The sequence below is a fragment of the Corynebacterium coyleae genome, from assembly GCF_030408635.1.
GTDB lineage: Bacteria > Actinomycetota > Actinomycetes > Mycobacteriales > Mycobacteriaceae > Corynebacterium > Corynebacterium coyleae.
In genome coordinates, this window is sequence record NZ_CP047198.1 from 933,228 (window position 1) to 949,777 (window position 16,550).

General features: G+C 62.4%; 20 protein-coding genes and 2 pseudogenes. 7 read left to right on the forward strand and 15 right to left on the reverse strand.

Annotated features, from left to right (window positions below; genetic code table 11):
- A complete protein-coding gene (locus CCOY_RS04600) occupies window positions 1-573 on the forward strand; it encodes a DUF4245 domain-containing protein (RefSeq protein ID WP_092102054.1) in 573 nt (190 codons plus the stop codon).
- 10 nt (window positions 574-583) lie between these two features.
- Here the strand turns inward: CCOY_RS04600 and CCOY_RS04605 are convergent, their stop codons facing one another.
- Window positions 584-853: an exodeoxyribonuclease VII small subunit gene (locus tag CCOY_RS04605; protein ID WP_070421676.1), complete on the reverse strand. Its 270-nt coding sequence runs from the start codon at window positions 851-853 to the stop codon at window positions 584-586.
- Window positions 854-895: 42 nt separating this feature from the next.
- A complete protein-coding gene (gene xseA, locus CCOY_RS04610; protein ID WP_244268710.1) occupies window positions 896-2,170 on the reverse strand; it encodes an exodeoxyribonuclease VII large subunit in 1,275 nt (424 codons plus the stop codon).
- 103 nt (window positions 2,171-2,273) lie between these two features.
- Here xseA and CCOY_RS04615 point away from each other — a divergent pair, with 103 nt between their 5' ends.
- Entirely contained in the window at window positions 2,274-3,245 is a 972-nt protein-coding gene (locus CCOY_RS04615; RefSeq protein WP_070421675.1) for a 4-hydroxy-3-methylbut-2-enyl diphosphate reductase, read from the forward strand.
- A 53-nt stretch (window positions 3,246-3,298) separates the two neighbouring features.
- Here the strand turns inward: CCOY_RS04615 and CCOY_RS04620 are convergent, their stop codons facing one another.
- From CCOY_RS04620 to CCOY_RS04630, 3 genes are read right to left on the reverse strand one after another with little or no spacing between them, the layout of a single operon-like run.
- The gene (locus CCOY_RS04620; RefSeq protein ID WP_208856590.1) at window positions 3,299-3,976 is read right to left on the reverse strand and encodes a DUF6542 domain-containing protein; all 678 of its coding nucleotides are present in this window, start codon (window positions 3,974-3,976) and stop codon (window positions 3,299-3,301) included.
- Between the two features lie 11 nt (window positions 3,977-3,987).
- Window positions 3,988-5,037, reverse strand: a complete 1,050-nt coding sequence (locus CCOY_RS04625; protein WP_092102057.1) for a DNA recombination protein RmuC — start codon at window positions 5,035-5,037, stop codon at window positions 3,988-3,990.
- 31 nt (window positions 5,038-5,068) lie between these two features.
- The gene (locus tag CCOY_RS04630) at window positions 5,069-6,445 is read right to left on the reverse strand and encodes an AI-2E family transporter (RefSeq protein ID WP_070614133.1); all 1,377 of its coding nucleotides are present in this window, start codon (window positions 6,443-6,445) and stop codon (window positions 5,069-5,071) included.
- A gap of 83 nt (window positions 6,446-6,528) precedes the next feature.
- On the opposite strand from CCOY_RS04630, the gene ychF reads away from it, so the two are divergent.
- Window positions 6,529-7,614: a redox-regulated ATPase YchF gene (gene ychF / locus CCOY_RS04635; protein ID WP_092102060.1), complete on the forward strand. Its 1,086-nt coding sequence runs from the start codon at window positions 6,529-6,531 to the stop codon at window positions 7,612-7,614.
- Between the two features lie 123 nt (window positions 7,615-7,737).
- On the forward strand, window positions 7,738-8,712 hold the full coding sequence (locus tag CCOY_RS04640) for an NAD-dependent epimerase/dehydratase family protein (RefSeq protein ID WP_092102062.1): 975 nt from the start codon (window positions 7,738-7,740) through the stop codon (window positions 8,710-8,712).
- Window positions 8,713-8,981: 269 nt separating this feature from the next.
- Here CCOY_RS04640 and CCOY_RS04645 read toward each other — a convergent pair.
- The 3 genes and pseudogenes from CCOY_RS04645 to merA all read right to left on the reverse strand — a co-directional run bounded on the left by CCOY_RS04645 (window position 8,982) and on the right by merA (window position 11,332).
- Window positions 8,982-9,371: pseudogene (locus CCOY_RS04645) on the reverse strand (peptide chain release factor I).
- A gap of 192 nt (window positions 9,372-9,563) precedes the next feature.
- Entirely contained in the window at window positions 9,564-9,914 is a 351-nt protein-coding gene (gene merT, locus CCOY_RS04650) for a mercuric ion transporter MerT (RefSeq protein WP_038593990.1), read from the reverse strand.
- The gene (gene merA / locus CCOY_RS04655) at window positions 9,911-11,332 is read right to left on the reverse strand and encodes a mercury(II) reductase (RefSeq protein ID WP_070484394.1); all 1,422 of its coding nucleotides are present in this window, start codon (window positions 11,330-11,332) and stop codon (window positions 9,911-9,913) included. Before merA ends, merT begins: the two co-directional genes overlap by 4 nt.
- A 98-nt stretch (window positions 11,333-11,430) precedes the next feature.
- Here merA and CCOY_RS04660 point away from each other — a divergent pair, with 98 nt between their 5' ends.
- The gene (locus tag CCOY_RS04660; RefSeq protein WP_005290994.1) at window positions 11,431-11,820 is read left to right on the forward strand and encodes a heavy metal-responsive transcriptional regulator; all 390 of its coding nucleotides are present in this window, start codon (window positions 11,431-11,433) and stop codon (window positions 11,818-11,820) included.
- A 46-nt stretch (window positions 11,821-11,866) separates the two neighbouring features.
- Here CCOY_RS04660 and CCOY_RS12150 read toward each other — a convergent pair.
- Both CCOY_RS12150 and CCOY_RS04670 read right to left on the reverse strand, forming a co-directional pair.
- Window positions 11,867-12,112, reverse strand: a pseudogene (locus CCOY_RS12150) (LLM class flavin-dependent oxidoreductase); the annotation flags it as partial.
- Between the two features lie 82 nt (window positions 12,113-12,194).
- Window positions 12,195-12,545 carry a VOC family protein gene (locus tag CCOY_RS04670; RefSeq protein ID WP_070452620.1) on the reverse strand — a complete coding sequence of 117 codons (351 nt, stop codon included), beginning with the start codon at window positions 12,543-12,545 and terminating at the stop codon, window positions 12,195-12,197.
- 333 nt (window positions 12,546-12,878) lie between these two features.
- On the opposite strand from CCOY_RS04670, the gene CCOY_RS04675 reads away from it, so the two are divergent.
- Both CCOY_RS04675 and CCOY_RS04680 read left to right on the forward strand, forming a co-directional pair.
- Window positions 12,879-13,160 carry a type II toxin-antitoxin system RelE/ParE family toxin gene (locus tag CCOY_RS04675; RefSeq protein WP_092102065.1) on the forward strand — a complete coding sequence of 94 codons (282 nt, stop codon included), beginning with the start codon at window positions 12,879-12,881 and terminating at the stop codon, window positions 13,158-13,160.
- A gap of 34 nt (window positions 13,161-13,194) precedes the next feature.
- On the forward strand, window positions 13,195-13,455 hold the full coding sequence (locus CCOY_RS04680; RefSeq protein WP_070452758.1) for a HigA family addiction module antitoxin: 261 nt from the start codon (window positions 13,195-13,197) through the stop codon (window positions 13,453-13,455).
- A 13-nt stretch (window positions 13,456-13,468) separates the two neighbouring features.
- Here the strand turns inward: CCOY_RS04680 and CCOY_RS04685 are convergent, their stop codons facing one another.
- From CCOY_RS04685 to CCOY_RS04705, 5 genes are all read right to left on the reverse strand, one after another.
- Window positions 13,469-14,059: a putative glycolipid-binding domain-containing protein gene (locus CCOY_RS04685; RefSeq protein ID WP_083284865.1), complete on the reverse strand. Its 591-nt coding sequence runs from the start codon at window positions 14,057-14,059 to the stop codon at window positions 13,469-13,471.
- 48 nt (window positions 14,060-14,107) lie between these two features.
- On the reverse strand, window positions 14,108-14,551 hold the full coding sequence (arfB, locus tag CCOY_RS04690) for an alternative ribosome rescue aminoacyl-tRNA hydrolase ArfB (RefSeq protein ID WP_070452622.1): 444 nt from the start codon (window positions 14,549-14,551) through the stop codon (window positions 14,108-14,110).
- 21 nt (window positions 14,552-14,572) lie between these two features.
- The gene (locus CCOY_RS04695; RefSeq protein WP_070452625.1) at window positions 14,573-14,860 is read right to left on the reverse strand and encodes a type II toxin-antitoxin system RelE family toxin; all 288 of its coding nucleotides are present in this window, start codon (window positions 14,858-14,860) and stop codon (window positions 14,573-14,575) included.
- 9 nt (window positions 14,861-14,869) lie between these two features.
- Window positions 14,870-15,085: a type II toxin-antitoxin system RelB family antitoxin gene (relB, locus tag CCOY_RS04700; protein ID WP_070452628.1), complete on the reverse strand. Its 216-nt coding sequence runs from the start codon at window positions 15,083-15,085 to the stop codon at window positions 14,870-14,872.
- Window positions 15,086-15,451: 366 nt separating this feature from the next.
- The gene (locus CCOY_RS04705) at window positions 15,452-16,489 is read right to left on the reverse strand and encodes an FUSC family protein (protein WP_092102067.1); all 1,038 of its coding nucleotides are present in this window, start codon (window positions 16,487-16,489) and stop codon (window positions 15,452-15,454) included.
- Between the last annotated feature and the right edge of the window lie 61 nt (window positions 16,490-16,550).

Here is a 16,550-nt window from a genome sequence, read left to right on the forward strand (position 1 = left end):
GTGGCAAACGACAAGAAACCCCGCATCTTCCAAAACGGCCGAGACATGGCAATCAACGCCGTGCTCATTGTGGTGCTCATGCTCGTCGCTGTCGGCGCGACCGGGCTGTGCTCCTTCAACCCCGGCGCCCCAGAATCCGGCCCCGTGCAGGAGGTCGACGCAGAAGCGTTCCTCGACCTCGAGGCGCGTGCGGTGAACTACCCGGTGCGCTACCCGGAGATGCCGGAAGGCTGGACCACCAACTCGGCGCGCCGCAGCATGCTTGCCGGCAACTCGGCACCCGTCGTCGGGTGGGTCACCCCGAACCGTGGCTACCTGCAACTCACCCAGACTGGCGTCGATAAGGATGCGGCGCTCCAGGCCTCCAACGCCGACAACCGCATGCTCGATCGCACAGTGCGTATCGACGACACCGACGTCGAGGTCTACACCAGCGACGAACGCGAGGTCCGCGACCTGTGGATTGTGGACGCCGGCGACGCACGCTTCGTCGTCACCGGCGCAGGCAGCACGGACGAGTTCGAAGAGCTCATCAGCGCAGCGCTGAAGGCTACTCCGATCACACCCCAGTAGCTTCTAGTACTTACTGCTCAGGAGCCTGCCCGCTGACCTGACGGGTGCTGATGGCTTCTTCGACGCGCTTCGAGGCGCCGTCGAGAAGCACCTCGCACCGCTTCGCCAGCGCCTCACCGCGCTCCCAATACTTCAACGACTCGTCCAAACTCATCTGGCCGAGCTCCAAAATCTTCACCGTCTCCACAAGCTCATCGCGAGCCTGCTCGTAGGTCAGCGTCTCCGGGTCCGGGAAAGCATTGTCGTTCGCCTGGCCGGATCCAAACGTGTTGTCTGTCATGAGTGTTCCTTAAACGTTCTTAGTTGACTTCAGCTGGTTGCATTAATCAGCGGGAGTGGTGGACATCGATGCAGCGGTAATCGAGCCATCGCCGACACGGATACGCAGCTGCGCGCCGGGCTGAGCCTGATCAATAGAGGTCACAACCTCAGGGCCAGAGTGGTCGCGCGGAACCACCTGCACCACGGCGTAACCACGGGCCAAGGTTGCAGAGGGGCCGAGCGCCGACACCTGCGCGCGCAACGCCGAGACCTGCTGGTTCTCACGCTGCAGCACATGGGAAATGTCGCGGCGGATCAACGCCTGGGCGCGCTCCACTTCCTCGCGGCGGCGCGTGATCGCCATCATCGGATCCGCTAGGGCAGGACGGGTGCGAATCGACGCGAGGCCGTTTCGTTCCCGCTGCACCCATCCGCGCAGGGCGGCGGACATGCGGGCACGTGCTTCGTCGATAAGCGCACGCTCCTGCACAACATCCGGCACGGCACGCTTCGCAGCATCGGTCGGGGTGGCGGCGCGAACATCAGCCACATTGTCCAGCACCGGGTTATCCGGCTCGTGGCCAATCGCCGAAATGACAGGTGTGCCAGCGGCCGCCACCGCGCGTTGCAGGGCCTCCTCCGAAAACGGCAACAAGTCCTCAACCGAACCGCCGCCGCGGGCGATGATGATCACCTCCACGTCCGGATCGCGATCCAGCACCTGCAGTGCCTCGATCACCGCAGGCACGGTCGTCGGCCCCTGTACCGGCGTGTTGATGATCTCGAAGTTCACCTGTGGCCAACGTCCCTGCGCCACCGTGACCACGTCACGCTCAGCAGCCGAACCACGCCCCGTGATCAGGCCAACCTTTTTCGGAAGGTAGGGCAGCGGGCGCTTGCGTGCCGGATCGAACAGGCCCTCGGCCGCCAACTGCTTGCGCAACGCCTCAATGCGCGCCAGCAACTCGCCCGCGCCAACGTGGCGGATCTCCGCCACCTTCATCGAAAACGAGCCGCGGCCTTGATAAAACGTCGGCTTACCGTATGCGACCACGCGGTCGCCGTCCTTCAACGGCACAGCCATGCCGGTCAGTAACGACGTCTCCGCCGTCAACTGCACCGACACCTGCTCCTGCGTATCCCGCAACGTCATATACGACAACCGCCACGACGGCTTCGTATTAATCTGCGTGAGCTGACCCTCAATCCACAACCAACCCAGCCGGTCGATCCAACTCTTCACGGAGTTATTGAGCTTGGCCACAGACCACGGCGTTTCCGGCGTGCTCTTCGGCGGCGCACTCTGCGCACCTTGCACACCTTGTGTTTCTGTCACGCGATGCTCCTTTCTCCCCAGTTCTTCTGCCAGGTAAACAGTACCCGGCGGGCACGATTTACCCGCCTACTGTTTTTGACGCAGATTCGTTAGGGTTGGTTCCATGACTGATCAGGGTAAGAAAGTGCTACTCGCGTCCCCACGCGGATACTGTGCAGGCGTGGACCGCGCCGTGGAGACCGTAGAAAAGGCGCTGGAGAAGTACGGCGCCCCCGTCTACGTGCGCAAGGAGATCGTGCACAACAAGTACGTGGTGGAGACGCTGCAGGACCGCGGCGTGATCTTTGTCGACGAAACCGACGAGGTCCCCGAAGGATCCCACCTCGTGTTCTCCGCCCACGGTGTGTCGCCCGCAGTGCGCGAATCCGCCAAGGAGCGCAGCCTGCACACCCTCGACGCATCCTGCCCGCTGGTGACCAAGGTGCACAACGAGGCGAAGCGCTTCGCCCGCGACGGCTACCACATCCTGCTCGTCGGCCACGAAGGCCACGAAGAGGTCGAAGGCACCGCAGGTGAGGCTCCGGACATCACCCACCTCGTCGACGGCGTCGACGGCGTCGACCGCCTGCCGGACTTCCCGGAGGGGCAGAAGCTGGTGTGGCTGTCCCAGACGACGCTGTCTGTCGACGAGACCATGGAGATCGTCAACAAACTGCACGAGCGTTACCCGAACTTGGAGAACCCGCCGAGCGACGACATTTGTTACGCCACCCAAAACCGCCAGGCCGCAGTGAAGAAGATCGCGCCGCAAAGTGACCTGGTCATCGTGGTCGGCTCCCAGAACTCGTCCAACTCGAAGCGCCTCGTCGAGGTCGCGCTCGAGGCCGGCGCGCAGGAGTCCCACCTGGTCGATTACGCCCACCAAGTCGACGATGCCTGGTTCGAGGGTGTCAACACCGTTGGCGTGACCTCTGGCGCCTCGGTGCCGGACATCCTCGTGCGTGAACTGCTCGACTATCTGGGGGAGAAGGGCTACGGCGACGTGGAAGAGATCACCACCACCGTGGAGACCATCACCTTCTCGCTGCCGCGCGAACTGCGCCTGCCGCGCCGCGAGGCACCGCTCGAGGCATAAACCCCGCCGAGAACGACCAAAGGCCTTGCCCCGTTGATATCGGAGCAAGGCCTTTAGCCTTTGTACAAGTCCTCGCCGAGACGGTGAACCGCACGTGAAGAACCACCGGTTTCACCGGATCTACGCGAGCCACCCGCATTTGCCTTGCGACGACGCGCCCCCTCCGACTTCGCCCGCTCCAACAACTCCTGCACAGGAACCGACCGAGCCTGCTCGCGAGCCCTCCGCCCTTGAGAATTTGTGCGACGGTTGCTGCGGTTCTGCGAGGTCCGCTGGGCGGTTTCGCGTCGGCGAATCGCATCGTTTTGCCGACGGATCAGTCGCAGCCGCACCGCAGCGATAAGCAGCGAGCCCGCGGTGGTGAAAAACAGTACCGGGAAGTACTCCGCCACCGGGTACGCGATACCGAGCAGTGCAGTCTTAGCGCTCGCGCCGCCAGCCGACAGGCTCTCGCGCGACATGACATACCCCGTAGCCACCAGCGCGGCGACAAACATTAATGGTGCGCTCGTCACCGTCAGGGAAAGCCCCTTCGGGTTCACCAACGTGGTCACCACGATGACCGCGAGGGCATACAGCGCAAGAAAGGGCCACGAAATTACACCTGCGGACAGCGACAGCAGCACGCCGGTGAACAGGGCGGCGAACACGATGCCGAGGCCAGACCCCGTCGGCAACCCAACAAAGGTGGCGGACGTAGGGGAATGGCTCCGGCTCGAAAGATGTGACACGCTGACGCAGCTTACCTGTCATTGTCCTCCGCCATGTGCCGGGCACGCGTTGAAACCGGATTCAGCTCGGGCGCCTGCTCCCGCCGTACGGGAACATGGGCCTCCTCAAGCTTGCGGGCCGTCACCATCACGCGGGAATCTATCGACGCCAACGTGGAGTTATAGGCCTCCACCGCCTTTTCTAATGAGGCGCCGACTTTGTTGTAGTGGCGGGCCATCGTCGATAAACGCTGATGCAGTTCCGCACCGAGGCGCTGCACCTCCTTCGCGGACGCGTTGATAGCTTCCTGCCGCCACCCCAGTGCCACTGTGCGTAGCAGCGCAAACAGTGTGGTCGGGGTGGCGATGACCACGTCGCGCGAAAACGCATAGTCAAGCAGTTCCGGATCGAGCCCGAGCGCGGCATCCAAAAACGGGTCCGCCGGAACGAACAACACAACAAACTCCGGGGTGGGTTGAAACGCCTCAATGTAGGCCTTGCCCGACAACGTATCCACATGCGAACGCAACAAATGCGCATGGCGACGCAGGTGGGCCTCGTGCTCCTCAGGATCGTCCGTGTTCAGCGCGTCGAGGTAAGAGCCGAACGGAACTTTCGCGTCCACCACGATGTTTCGGCCCTGGGTGAGGCGGATGATCATGTCGGGGCGGACCCGGGTGTCGTCGATACGCATGTGCGCCTGCGTATCAAAGTCGACATGTTCGAGCATGCCTCCGAGCTCCACGACGCGCTCCAGCTGCATCTCGCCCCAACGCCCGCGCGTCTGCGGGGAGCGCAGCGCAGTGATGAGTTGATCGGTGCGGTCACCGAGGCGCGCGGAGGTGCGCCCGATCGCCTGCACCTGCCCTGCGATTGCCGACGACGCCACCGCCTGCTGCTTATCCATCGCATCAATCTGCTCACGCATGTCCTTCAACGCGCGAGCGACGGGGCGAAGATCCTGCGGCGGCGCCGGCTGTGGCGCAGAGCGGCGAAACCACGCCACGCCGGTGAACACCCCGACGATAAACCCGGTGAGGAGACCCGTTGCAAGGATGAGAAAGACCGTGGAGGTTTGCATGCCGGAGATCTAACCACCCCGGCACGACACACTACTCGTCGGGTTCGCTTTTATGTTCGAACTCCCTGCGGCGCAAGATGGTGCGATTGCCTACCTCGCGCAACTTCTTCAAGCTGTTCGACGCGAAGTGGGGCGACTCCTTGTCCTCATCACCTTCTTGCACGTCCTCTTCGGGGGTCTGCGGAGCGTTCACCCAGTCACGCTCGCCACGCCACGCCTCGCGCTTGTGCACGGACTCGGCCTCGTCGATTTCCGCAATGAGCTTGCCTTCCGGAGTGGCGAAGGTGAGGTCCTCGGCGCGGACCTCGCCGGCGTTGATGCGCAGGATATCCAGCACGTAGCGGTACACCACAGCAATCATCGCCGCCGCTGGTACCGCGAGGAAGCCGCCCATCAGGCCGAAGAGGCCGCCGCCGACGGTCACGGAGATCAGCACGATCACCGGGTGCAGGTTCATCGCCTTGGACTGCAGCAGGGGAGAGAGCACGTTGCCCTCAAGCTGCTGGGTGGCCAGCACAATGCCGAGCACGATCAGGGCCTTGGTGAACCCGAGGGTGACCAGCGCGATCAGGACTGCAAGCGCGCCTGCGACGACGGCGCCGACGATGGGGATGAAGCCCGCAACGAACGTAATAATCGCAAGCGTGAACGCCATGGGAACGCCGACGATGGCAATGCCGATGCCGATCACCAGCGCATCGATGAGGGAACACACCGCCTGCGCCCTGATGAAGCCCGACAGGGTGTTCCAAGCGCGGGTCAACAGTTCCGTGAAGTGGAGTCCCGTGCGTCCGCCCGTCGCGCCGCGCAGCCACGGCAGGAAGCGGTGGCCGTCCTTCAGGAAGAAGAAGGTCAGCACGAACAGCACCATCAGCGTCACCGACAGGCCTGCCGCGGTGTTGATGCCGGAGAACACGCCACCGGCGATGGCGCCGGCCTGGTTCTGGACCCACCGCGTGATTTCGTCGACACCCTCGTTCAGGTTCTCCGGATTCACGTTCAGCGGTGGACCCTGCGCCCACAACTGCAGGCGCTGCACACCCTCGAGCGCCTGGATGTACAGCAGCCGCGATTGGCCCACAATATCGGGGGCGACGATCATGCCGAGGGCTGCCAGCACGCCGAAGAACAGCAACATGGTCACCATGGCCGCGATGCCGTCGGTGAACTTATGGTTGCGCAGCCAGCTCGCAACCGGGGCAAGCACCGTGCACACAATCAGCGCGAGCACCGCAGGCAACACGCCGACCCAAAAGGCGCCGATGAGCTTGCCGATTGCGAAGAAAAACAGCGCGATGACCAGCAGGCGCAGCGTAAACTTCGCCCCGGACGAGACCCAGGCGTTAAACACCACGATGCGATCGACGCGGTCGTCGCGCTTATCTGCAGTCTGATTCGGAGCGGTCACGCGAACTATTGTGCCCCACTGCACATTGCTTTGCGACGAACCCCTCACAACCAGCGCCACAACGTGGGATAGGATGGAGCGCCGTGAGCCTTACTCTTGGAATTGTCGGTCTGCCCAACGTCGGTAAATCCACCTTGTTTAATGCGCTGACGCGCAACGAGGTGCTTGCCGCTAACTACCCGTTCGCCACCATCGAGCCGAACATCGGCCTGGTGGAGCTGCCGGATCCGCGCCTGGATCGGCTGGCGGAGATCTTCGACTCGGAGCGCGTGCTGCCAGCAACCGTGTCCTTCGTGGACATCGCCGGCATCGTCAAGGGCGCGTCCGAGGGCGAGGGCATGGGTAACGCCTTCTTGGCCAACATCCGTGAGGCGGACGCGATCTGCCAGGTGGTGCGTGCGTTTTCCGACGACAACGTCATCCACGTCGACGGCCAGGTCAACCCGTCCTCGGACATCGACGTGATTAACACCGAGCTGATCCTCGCGGACCTGCAGACCATCGAAAAGGCCCTGCCACGCCTGGAGAAGGAAGGCCGCAAGGACAAGGACGTCGCCGACCAGGCCGAGGAGGCTAAGAAGGCCCAGGCCATTCTCGAAGACGGCCGCACCCTCTTCGCCGCCTCCAAGACCGGCGATATCGACCTGGCACTGCTGCACCACCTGCACCTGATGACCGCCAAGCCGTTCCTCTACGTCTTCAACTCCGACGAAGCCGTGCTGACCGACGAGGCGAAGAAACAGGAACTGCGCGAACTCGTCGCCCCTGCCGAGGCTGTGTTCCTCGACGCCCAGACCGAAACCGAGCTGCTCGAACTTGACGACGAAGACGCAGCCGAGCTCCTCGCCGCCGTCGGCCAAAACGAACCAGGTTTGAAGACCCTGGCCAAGGCCGGCTTTGACACCCTCGGCCTGCAGACCTACCTCACCGCGGGCCCGAAGGAGGCTCGCGCCTGGACCATCCACAAGGGGGACACCGCCCCGAAGGCCGCAGGCGTGATCCACTCCGACTTTGAAAAGGGCTTCATCAAGGCCGAAATCGTCGGCTTCGAAGACCTGGACGCGCTCGGCTCCATGGCCGAGGCCCGCGCCGCCGGCAAGGTCCGCCAGGAAGGCAAGGACTACGTCATGGTCGACGGCGACGTGGTCGAGTTTAAGTTCAATGTGTAGGTTAGCCGAATAAGAAGCTCTGGCAGATGGTGGGGCAATCCTGCTCTGACATCTTAATCTAGCTTGGGTGCGCTGGGATTAGGACTGGTCACGTGTGAGAAGTTTTCGTGTACAACTAGTGACATGAACTTTTTATTGCTCGGTGGTACCGGTTTCCTTGGAGGACACATTGCGGCTGCAGCAGTCGACCGAGGCCATCAAGTTACTTGCCTTGCACGAGGTAACGGGAAGGCTCCCAACGGAGCTGAGTTTGTGAGTGCGGACCGTGACCGTGACGGTGCGTACGATGAGGTTGCGGGGAAAACTTGGGATACCATTGTGGATCTGACGAGTCAGCCGAAGCATGCGCGGGATGCGGCGGCGAAACTCCAGGCCAAGCATCGTATATTTGTGTCTTCGAGCAGCGTATATGAGGATCAGGGAAGTATTTCTTCCGAGTCTGATTCCGTAGTCACTCCGCTTGAAATTGACTACATGGAGGACATGGGGCAGTACCCAGCCGCAAAGTCTGCTTGCGAAACGATTTATCGCAGCACAAATCGGTCGGTAATGGTAGTTCGACCCGGTCTGATCGCTGGCTACGGCGACGAAACAGGGCGCAGTGGTTACTATCCGTGGCGCTTCGCGCATCCCACGGGTGAGAACGTGATCGTCCCAGACCCGGCGTTTCCCGTCGCTATGATTGATGTGAAAGACCTTGCAGACTGGATAGTTGAGTCTGCAGAAGTTGGAACTTTCGGAACCTTTAACGCCACGGGGTTTGCTACTTCCTTATCCGATGTGTTCAAGATTTCGCGTGAGTTAACCGCATCGGAGGCTACGGAGCGACCTTGCTCTGATGAACTGCTTCTCGCTAATGATGTAACCCCGTGGATGGGCCCAAAATCGTTGCCGTTGTGGGTACCAGGTGAACAGTTTCGCAACATCGCGCTACTCGATTGCGCCACAGCCTACGAAGCTGGCCTGCGGATTCGACCGTTGAAGGAAACATTGGCGGATGCGCTGCGATTCGAAGAAGAACAGCAGGGTGAAAGACTCGCTGGGCTCAGCGATGAAGAGGAAGTCGTGCTTCGCCAGCGGTTAGAAGATGGTATTTAGTTTCGGTAGGAACAGTTTTAGTTGCAGTCGGGACCGCGCTGAGTTGGTATTCGTTCCGCGGCTGACTGTGAGAATGAGTCCGAATCGGACTTGAGGGCAACTTCTGCGGTGCTAGCTCTTCATCACGGGGAGCGATCTGGCCTTCGGAGGTTGCCTTTCCGAGCAGAAAACTCCTTGCGGCACACTTTTCAGGTTTCTCGAATCGCTTGCAACTGAGTGAGGTAGCCTTCTTTCGCCACTCCGTCGAGTTCAAGTTCAACGTGTAGTGCTTAACCTCTGCGATGAACTCTTTGATCCCGGGACGTGATGAGGACTGGGGCTATTGTGCTCCCCCGAACGCTACGGCCCGGGGGCACGAGGCTGTGTCGCAGGTGCAGGCGAGAGGACCACTAGCGAAACACAGACCGCTGAGTCGACGCAGTCACGGTAAAGACGGAGCCGTCTAGGCGGTGCTCGAGGTTGCGCGAGATACGGTGACGCTGGGCGTCGGTAAGCGATGCGCATTCCGCGACATCGATGGAAAGCTGGACTTTGCCGTCCGTCGTGTTGACGCCCTGGCCGCCCGGAGTCGACGATTTCGCGAAACGCTCCGCGAGATCGGCGGCGATGACCGCACCGTCGGGGATCCCCGGGCCGGGTGCTATGGTCATGTCGTTCATGCCGCCCAGCCTAGGTGCCCACAACCCTTTCTCGTCTCGGCGGAAGCGGAGACCGCGTCGCGACGGCCGGGATCCAGCCTCAGGATTATCCTCGTCACCGGTTGATTCGAACGCTTTTTGCTCCTCCTTCTCCCGTCGGGCTTCGATTTCAGCGGCCTCCGCAGGTGGCAGTGATCGCTGGATCCGCTCGAACTACCGGTTCCGATCAGCGGTCGAAAGATTTTCGCAGCAGCCGGACCTGCGGCGCCGGTGCCGCCGCCGTAGCCTGACGAGCATCCCCGCCATGACGGCCATCACGACGGCGGTCCCGGCACCGATGATCCAGGGATTACCGAGGAGCCCACCGACGCCTGCGAGTGCTCCGCCCGCCGCGATGAACGGCAGGCCGCAGCAGAGCAGCGACGGAAGCGCGCAGCATGCCAGCAAGAGCAGCCCGGTCACTGCAGCGACGACGGGACCGGCGCGCCATTCGTCGCGGTCCTGATCGGCGCTCATCGTCTGCTTCAGGATGAGATCTCCCCGATTGCCTGCGTTGCCGTTCATGCGCAGCACGACAGCAGCGACGGGTCGGTGGTGAAGGCCTTCGCGGCGATCCGGATGCCCTCGGCCATGGTCAGGTAGGGGGCCCAGGCGTTGGCGACCTCGGCGACGGTCCTGCCGAGCACGTGGACGCCTGCGGCGGCGAGCTCCCCGGCGTCCTTGGCGACGGCGGTCAGGCCGAGGATCTCTTTCGTCTCGGCGTTCACGACGATCTTGATGAACCCGCGGGTGTCGCGGTTGACCAAGGCGCGGGGCACGTGGTGCAGGGGCAGGACGCGGCAGTCGCAGTGGATCCCTGCGGCGAGGACGTCCTTCTCGGTCATCCCGACCGCGCCGATCGCGGGCCCGGTGAACGTCACCCGCGGCAGGCGGGCGTAGTCGACGGACCGGTCGGCGTCGGCGAACGCGTTCTCGGCGACGAGGGTGCCGTGGTGGGCGGCGACGTAGACGAACTCGGGGTGCCCGGTCACGTCGCCCGCGGCCCAGACCCGCGGGTTCGAGGACTGCAGCCGGTCGGAGACGACCACCTCGCCGGAGTCTCCGGTATTCACCCCGACCGCATCGAGGTTCAGGCCATCGGTGACGGGACGGCGTCCGAGGGCGACCAGGACCTGGTCGGCGCGGAACTCCTGCGAGCCGCCGGACAAGGCGGCGGTCACGACGGCCTCGCCTCCCGTGCCGCGGGAGACCCGGGTGGGCACTGCGCGGCTGACGACGCGGATGCCCCCGTCGGCGAACACCTCCTGGAGCGCCTTCGACACCTCCGGCTCCTCCTTCGAGGCGAGCCGGGACCGCACGAGCAGCGTGACCTGCGAGCCGAGGCGGGCGAACAGCTGCGCCTGCTCCAGGGCGACGTAGCCGCCGCCGAGCACCAGCAGCGACTCGGGGACCTCCGTCAGCTCCATCGCCGTGGTCGAGGTCAGGTATCCGGTCTCCTTCAGGCCGTCGATCGGCGGTGCCCACGGGCGAGAACCAGTCGCGACCAGGTAGTGGTGGGCCTCGATGGACTCGACGCTTCCGTCGGATCCGGCAACATCGAGAACCGGCGCATCAGGGGTGCCCACGAACGAGGCGTCGCCGCGGAGGACCTGCCAGCCGTAGGAGTCGGCGACGTCGGCGTACTTCTCGCCGCGCAGCGACTCCACCAACGCTTGCTTCCCAGCGATCAGCGCGGGCATGTCGACGGGATCCGCCGTCGTCGCGATCCCGGGGAACCGGGTTGCGGCGTCGACCGCGACGTGCCGCGCGCCGGCCGCGGCAATGAGCGCCTTCGACGGGACGCAGCCCGTGTTCACGCAGGTGCCGCCGAGCGTCCCGCGCTCGATCATCACCACCGACTTCCCGAGCGTGCTGGCGCGGATCGCAGCGGCGAACGCGCCGCCTCCCGATCCGATGATGGCGAGATCGTACTTCGTAGGCATCGCTACTCCTGTCAACTCTTGGCTTTCTGCTCTGTCTCAGCCATACTGGACCTTCCAGTGCAGGGGAAGGTCAAGCGCGGCCACGGAGGGAGACAGCAATGTGGATCGGAGAACTCGCCGAGAGGGCGGGCACTACCGCGAAGACCCTTCGCTTCTACGAGGAACAGGGCCTTCTGCCCCCGACCGAGCGCACGCCGTCCGGATACCGCGACTACGCGCCCGAGACGGTCGCTCGGATCGACTTCATCCACCGCGGCCAGGCCGCGGGTCTCACTCTCGCCCAGATCCGCCAGATCCTCGACATCCGCGACGGCGGCCATGCGCCCTGCGAGCACGTGCGCGACCTGCTTGACGTGCGCCTCGCTGAGATCGAGCAGCAGATCGCGCAGCTCTCCGTGCTGCGCGACACTATCGCGGACCTTAGCCAGGACGCCGCGCACCCGGATCCTGAAACGTGCAGCACCGATCAAGTGTGTAGATACTTGTAGACGGCGGGAGTCAATGACTCAAACGCTACAACCCCGATATGCGCTAGCGCATGTCGATGCCGCCGGTGCCCACCTCGATGATTTTGGTGGTGGCCGCGATAGCACACAGCAGCGGCATCGGGGCGGAGGCCTGCAGTGCGAAGTGGTGGACTCGGAAGGACGCGTTGTTCACGCCGATTTCGTCCGCAGCCTGGGTGATCTCCAGACGAGTCTTGGCGATCTTTTCCGCAGATGGCCCGCACTAGCTGCCGAAGGCGTAATGCCCGAAGCTTAAGAAGCCGAACGCTTTCATTGGATAACACTCCTTTTGATGGTGTTAACGAGAGGGGGTAACTTTGCAACGACATACCGTGGAGTTCAAGTTCAACGTGTAGCTAGGCCTCGGGGCTGCCCACACAGAACTCGTTGCCCTCTGGATCCTGCATGACGGTCCACACCAATCCCGGTGCTTTGTGGGTGCCGAGTTCGGTTGCGCCCAAGCCTTTGAGGCGCTCTACTAAGGATTCGCGCTCCGCCCCGCCAGCGTCGATGTGCATGCGGTTCTTGCCAGGCGTGGGATCGTCAACGCGCTGAAACCCTAGCGCTGGGGTGGAATCAACCATCACGAAATCGCCGTAATCCGCGGCGATTTCGCAACCTGTGGCGGCGGACCAAAACTCGGCGAGCTGGGACGGTTCGAGGCAGTCGAAAGTGATCTGGCGGATCGTGAAGTTGGGGTCGCTCATGGGCATCATTATGGGGGCGGGGCTAAGAAAGCGCAGCATGGTGTCCGGGCGGGGACTCAGCCTTCCGGCGTAGTGGAGCGTATTGAATCGCGAGGGTCACTCCCGCGAGAGCGCAAGAACTCGATGTCGTAGCCTTTTTCGGCTTCGGCGACCCAAGCATCAACCTGATCTTCACTGATCGGCTTCCCGTTTTATTGTCTTCACGGTAGCCACCGTAATGCGGAGCTTGCGACGGTGTGGTTGCGTAAAGTGGGTGTGCATTTGTATTCGGGCGAGCACAAACTTAACGTTGTGCGTTATTGACGCTTCGCGTTATGGGGGATAGGGTGAGACATGATCCAGTCATTCGCTGACAAGGACACTGAGCGTCTGTGGAATCGAGAGCGGGTCCGCTCGATCGATTCCCGCATTCACTCAGTAGCGCTGCGCAAGCTTCGCCAGCTTGGGTACGCGCAGACTCTCGATGAGTTACGGATTCCTCCGGGAAGCCGGCTCGAGGCCTTGAAAGGCGACCGGCGGGGTCAGTTCAGCATTCGAATCAACGACCAGTGGCGGATCTGTTTTCGGTGGTCCGCCGCGGGGCCAGAGGAGGTTGAGATCGTTGACTACCACTGACAAGCTCCCTCCGGTTCACCCGGGTGAGATCCTTATGGAGGACTTTCTCAAGGAAATGGAGATCACCCAGCACAAGCTGGCCGTCTCCATCGGCGTTCCGCCCCGCCGGATCAACGAAATTGTTCACGGTAAGCGCGCTGTAACCGCTGACACTGCCCTTCGTTTGGCGAAGTTTTTCGGGATGAGCCCCCAGTTCTGGCTTGGGTTACAGGCCCAGTACGACCTGGATGTGGCAGAAGACAAAATCCTGGCGGAAATCGAACGGATTCAGCCGCTCCAGGCTGCCTCGGCGTAGCAGGTCAGCGACTTTAAATGCGTCGCGCCATGTCGGGGTAGTAGACGACAACCCCATCTTCGTCGACTTCGAGCTCTACATCGACTCCTCGTGTTCCGCTTGCGTAGCGAACTTTGTGTGAGTCGATTGAACTGTAGTACTGATCCGAGGCGATTACCTGGAGAGAGGGCATATCGATCCAGGCCATGATGAGCGGAGTCTTGGGGACATTCTCTTCGAGCAACCCGAGGCGCCGAATGGGCATCGTGTTTGTCAAGGGGCATAGACCCAGGTCACAGTCCACTGCAGTTTCCAGATCAGCTGGTTGTACAAGACCCGGTGACGGGAGGTGGTCCGGCTGGGTGCCTGATTCTTTAGTAGTCGATTTCCACTCGCCTTCTTCGGACCGTGTGAGCTTAAGGTGACGCTCCCAACCTTCGCCCACGACGTTGGCCACCACGTTTTGAGTTACCCAGTTTTCTACAGCCCTCAGATCCCAGGCGGCTTTGTAACCTTCCCCGACCTGGGTACCGCTAGCCGTCAAGCCAGTTTGGTGGAACTGCACCCTTGCTTCGTTCTGGATTAAGGGGTTGTCTACATGCTGCCATGTGTAAGTCCGTTCCATGCGCTGAAGCCTACTGGCCCAGGGCGCTTGTGGTCGATGGTGACAGCTCTAAGGAATCTGGGGCCGCTTCCTCATGGACTTCAGCTCCGAGCGACGCATCTTCGCTTCTCGACGGCGCCGCACCGAGCCCCTGGTCGGCTTCGTCTTGCGCCGCGGGGGAGGCGGCGGGGCGAGCGCCTCGCGCAGCAGGGCGGCCAACCGCTCGCGCGCCTCGGCACGGTTGCGGACCTGTGACCGCTGGGACGACGCTGCCACGGTGAGGACGGTGCCGTCTAGGCGATGCTCGAGGTTGCGCAAGATGCGGCGACGTTGGGCGTCGGTAAGCGATGCGCATGCGGCGATGTCGAGGGAAAGCTGTACCTTGCTGTCGGTGGTATTGACGCCCTGGCCGCCCGGCCCCGACGACTTTGCGAACCGCTCCGTCAGGTCGGCGGCCGCGATGACCACGCCGCCGGGGATCCCCGGGCCGGGCGCGATGGTCAGGTCGTTCATGCCGCCCACCCTACGTCCGAGCTAAAAATCGCGATAGATCTCGCGGCGATGACCGATTGAAAGCACTTCGATTGTGATTGTGCCTTCGTTGATGAGAGCGAGGATTCGGTATGTGCCGACGCGGTAGCGCCACTCGCCGGACCGATTCGCGATGAGCCCTTTCCCAAATGCTCGTGGGTTGGTGCAACCTTCCAAGTTGTCTTTGATCCAGGTGGCGATGATCCGCGCGTCGAAGCGGTCCATCTTCTTCAACTGTTTGCGGGCGCGGGCTGTGAATTCGACCTTGTACTCTCCTGCCGCTGCGTTCATTGAAAGTTGCTACTGATCGAGGTCGGCCAGAATTTCGTCGAGACTGTAGCGCTCGCCGGTGTCGTGAGCGATTGCGTCGCGAAGCTCCTGTAAATCGTGCGCATCCTCAATTTTCTCCAAGATCGCATCGCGGGCGAAGTCGGAAATAGTTACGCCCTCGAAGCGCGCGTACTTGCGCACTAGCTCGGCATCATTGTCATCCATCCGGATTGTCATCGTTGCCATGGGTACCCCTTTCATCAAACTGAATACAGTGTATTCAGCGGGTGACTGGCGTGCAATGGTCAATCGAGGGCTCGACGACTTCCGCTTACAATGGCGCGCATGAAGACATCGCTTTACGTTTCGATCCCCGGCAATGCCTGAGAGGCGCTCGAGTTTTATCACGGCGTGTTTGGCGGCGACGACCTGCAAAATCAGAAAGGCACTCTCGACCGTGGCGTGTTTGGATTCACCGTCGACGTTGAGTCGGTGAAAGAAGGCGAGCGTCTCATCGAACGCCTTACCGCAGGCGCCATGGGGTGCGCATTTCGGGGTGCTCGAGGATAAGTTCGGGCTCGCATGGAACATCAGCACCGGAGACGGTCCTCGCTAACTCACCTTCCGCGGCAGCACCACGGTGGGGTACTTGCGCACGTATCCCACCGCGATGATCGCCAAAGCAGCCACCGCGCCGAGCATGGTTTCTGCGGTGCGGGCGAGCAGCATTGGGACGACTGGGGCGGCGTCGACAACTTGCACCATCAAAAGCGCGGTCGGGGTGATGAAGCTGGCGGCGATGGTGTAGTTGCGGGTCACGTACATCTCGGTCAGGTACTGCAGGATGACGATCCACACCACAATCTGCCAGCCCTGCGGGTGATGCGACAGCAGGAAGCCGGTCACAGCGATACCGGTCAGGGTGCCAAGGACGCGCTCGATGGCACGGAAGTACTGCACCTTAAACCGGGAGTTCACTAGGGGAGCGGCCGCGGCGACCATGGCCCAGTAGGAGTGGGAGAGGGGGTCGAAAAGCGTCACCGAAATCAGGCCTAAGGTTCCAGCGAGCAGCGGGGCGAAGAAGAACCGGTTTGCCTCGACCGCAAGGCGGCGGCTTGGCACCCGGCCTGCGTCGGGGGCTCGGGCGGGGATCTCGCTTTCCTTCGCATCGCCGCCAGGGCCTTCGCCGATGAGGTGGGAAAACTGGCCCAAGATGAGGCATACCAGCGCGGCTCCTCCTGCGATGGCGAAGGCGAGCAACGGATGCACCGGGTTGCTCAATGAACCGACGGCGGCGACAGCAAAGATGACGAACACGGAGCCGGTCGGTTTCATATCGGTGGCCAAGGCGATCGTCGCCCATACTGATGAAGCGATGGAGGTGACAATCAGCAGGATCCAGGGGCTGACATCAAACCACGCGATGGTGGCGCCGAGGGTGACCATCAAGGTCAGTGCGGTGCCGGCAAGCATGTGGTGCTTCAGACGGACCTCGCGGGTGGCATGGCGGCCGTACACGCCGGTAAAAGCGCCGAAGTTTGCGTAGATGGCAAGGTCGAGCCGCCCGAGCGCCAGCAGGGTAAACATGGGGATGGCCACGCCGAGCGCGGTGCGGAAGGCGGGGATATGGTCGCGTCGTGCAGGTCCCATCGTGAATAGTGGGCTGAAATGACGCAACCGGGGCCTCCTCAATATCGAACTTGTTCATGCT

Coding starts and splice junctions, on each gene's coding strand:
- CCOY_RS04625 (WP_092102057.1), bottom strand. CDS start 5,037: ATGCAAACCTCCACGGTCTTTCTCATCCTTGCAACGGGTCTCCTCACC.
- CCOY_RS04640 (WP_092102062.1), top strand. CDS start 7,738: ATGAACTTTTTATTGCTCGGTGGTACCGGTTTCCTTGGAGGACACATT.
- CCOY_RS04670 (WP_070452620.1), bottom strand. CDS start 12,545: ATGAGCGACCCCAACTTCACGATCCGCCAGATCACTTTCGACTGCCTC.
- CCOY_RS04675 (WP_092102065.1), top strand. CDS start 12,879: ATGATCCAGTCATTCGCTGACAAGGACACTGAGCGTCTGTGGAATCGA.
- CCOY_RS04680 (WP_070452758.1), top strand. CDS start 13,195: ATGGAGGACTTTCTCAAGGAAATGGAGATCACCCAGCACAAGCTGGCC.
- CCOY_RS04605 (WP_070421676.1), bottom strand. CDS start 853: ATGACAGACAACACGTTTGGATCCGGCCAGGCGAACGACAATGCTTTC.
- CCOY_RS04695 (WP_070452625.1), bottom strand. CDS start 14,860: ATGAACGCAGCGGCAGGAGAGTACAAGGTCGAATTCACAGCCCGCGCC.
- merT (WP_038593990.1), bottom strand. CDS start 9,914: ATGAACGGCAACGCAGGCAATCGGGGAGATCTCATCCTGAAGCAGACG.
- CCOY_RS04615 (WP_070421675.1), top strand. CDS start 2,274: ATGACTGATCAGGGTAAGAAAGTGCTACTCGCGTCCCCACGCGGATAC.
- merA (WP_070484394.1), bottom strand. CDS start 11,332: ATGCCTACGAAGTACGATCTCGCCATCATCGGATCGGGAGGCGGCGCG.
- arfB (WP_070452622.1), bottom strand. CDS start 14,551: ATGAACGACCTGACCATCGCGCCCGGCCCGGGGATCCCCGGCGGCGTG.
- CCOY_RS04660 (WP_005290994.1), top strand. CDS start 11,431: ATGTGGATCGGAGAACTCGCCGAGAGGGCGGGCACTACCGCGAAGACC.
- relB (WP_070452628.1), bottom strand. CDS start 15,085: ATGGCAACGATGACAATCCGGATGGATGACAATGATGCCGAGCTAGTG.
- CCOY_RS04705 (WP_092102067.1), bottom strand. CDS start 16,489: ATGGGACCTGCACGACGCGACCATATCCCCGCCTTCCGCACCGCGCTC.
- CCOY_RS04685 (WP_083284865.1), bottom strand. CDS start 14,059: ATGGAACGGACTTACACATGGCAGCATGTAGACAACCCCTTAATCCAG.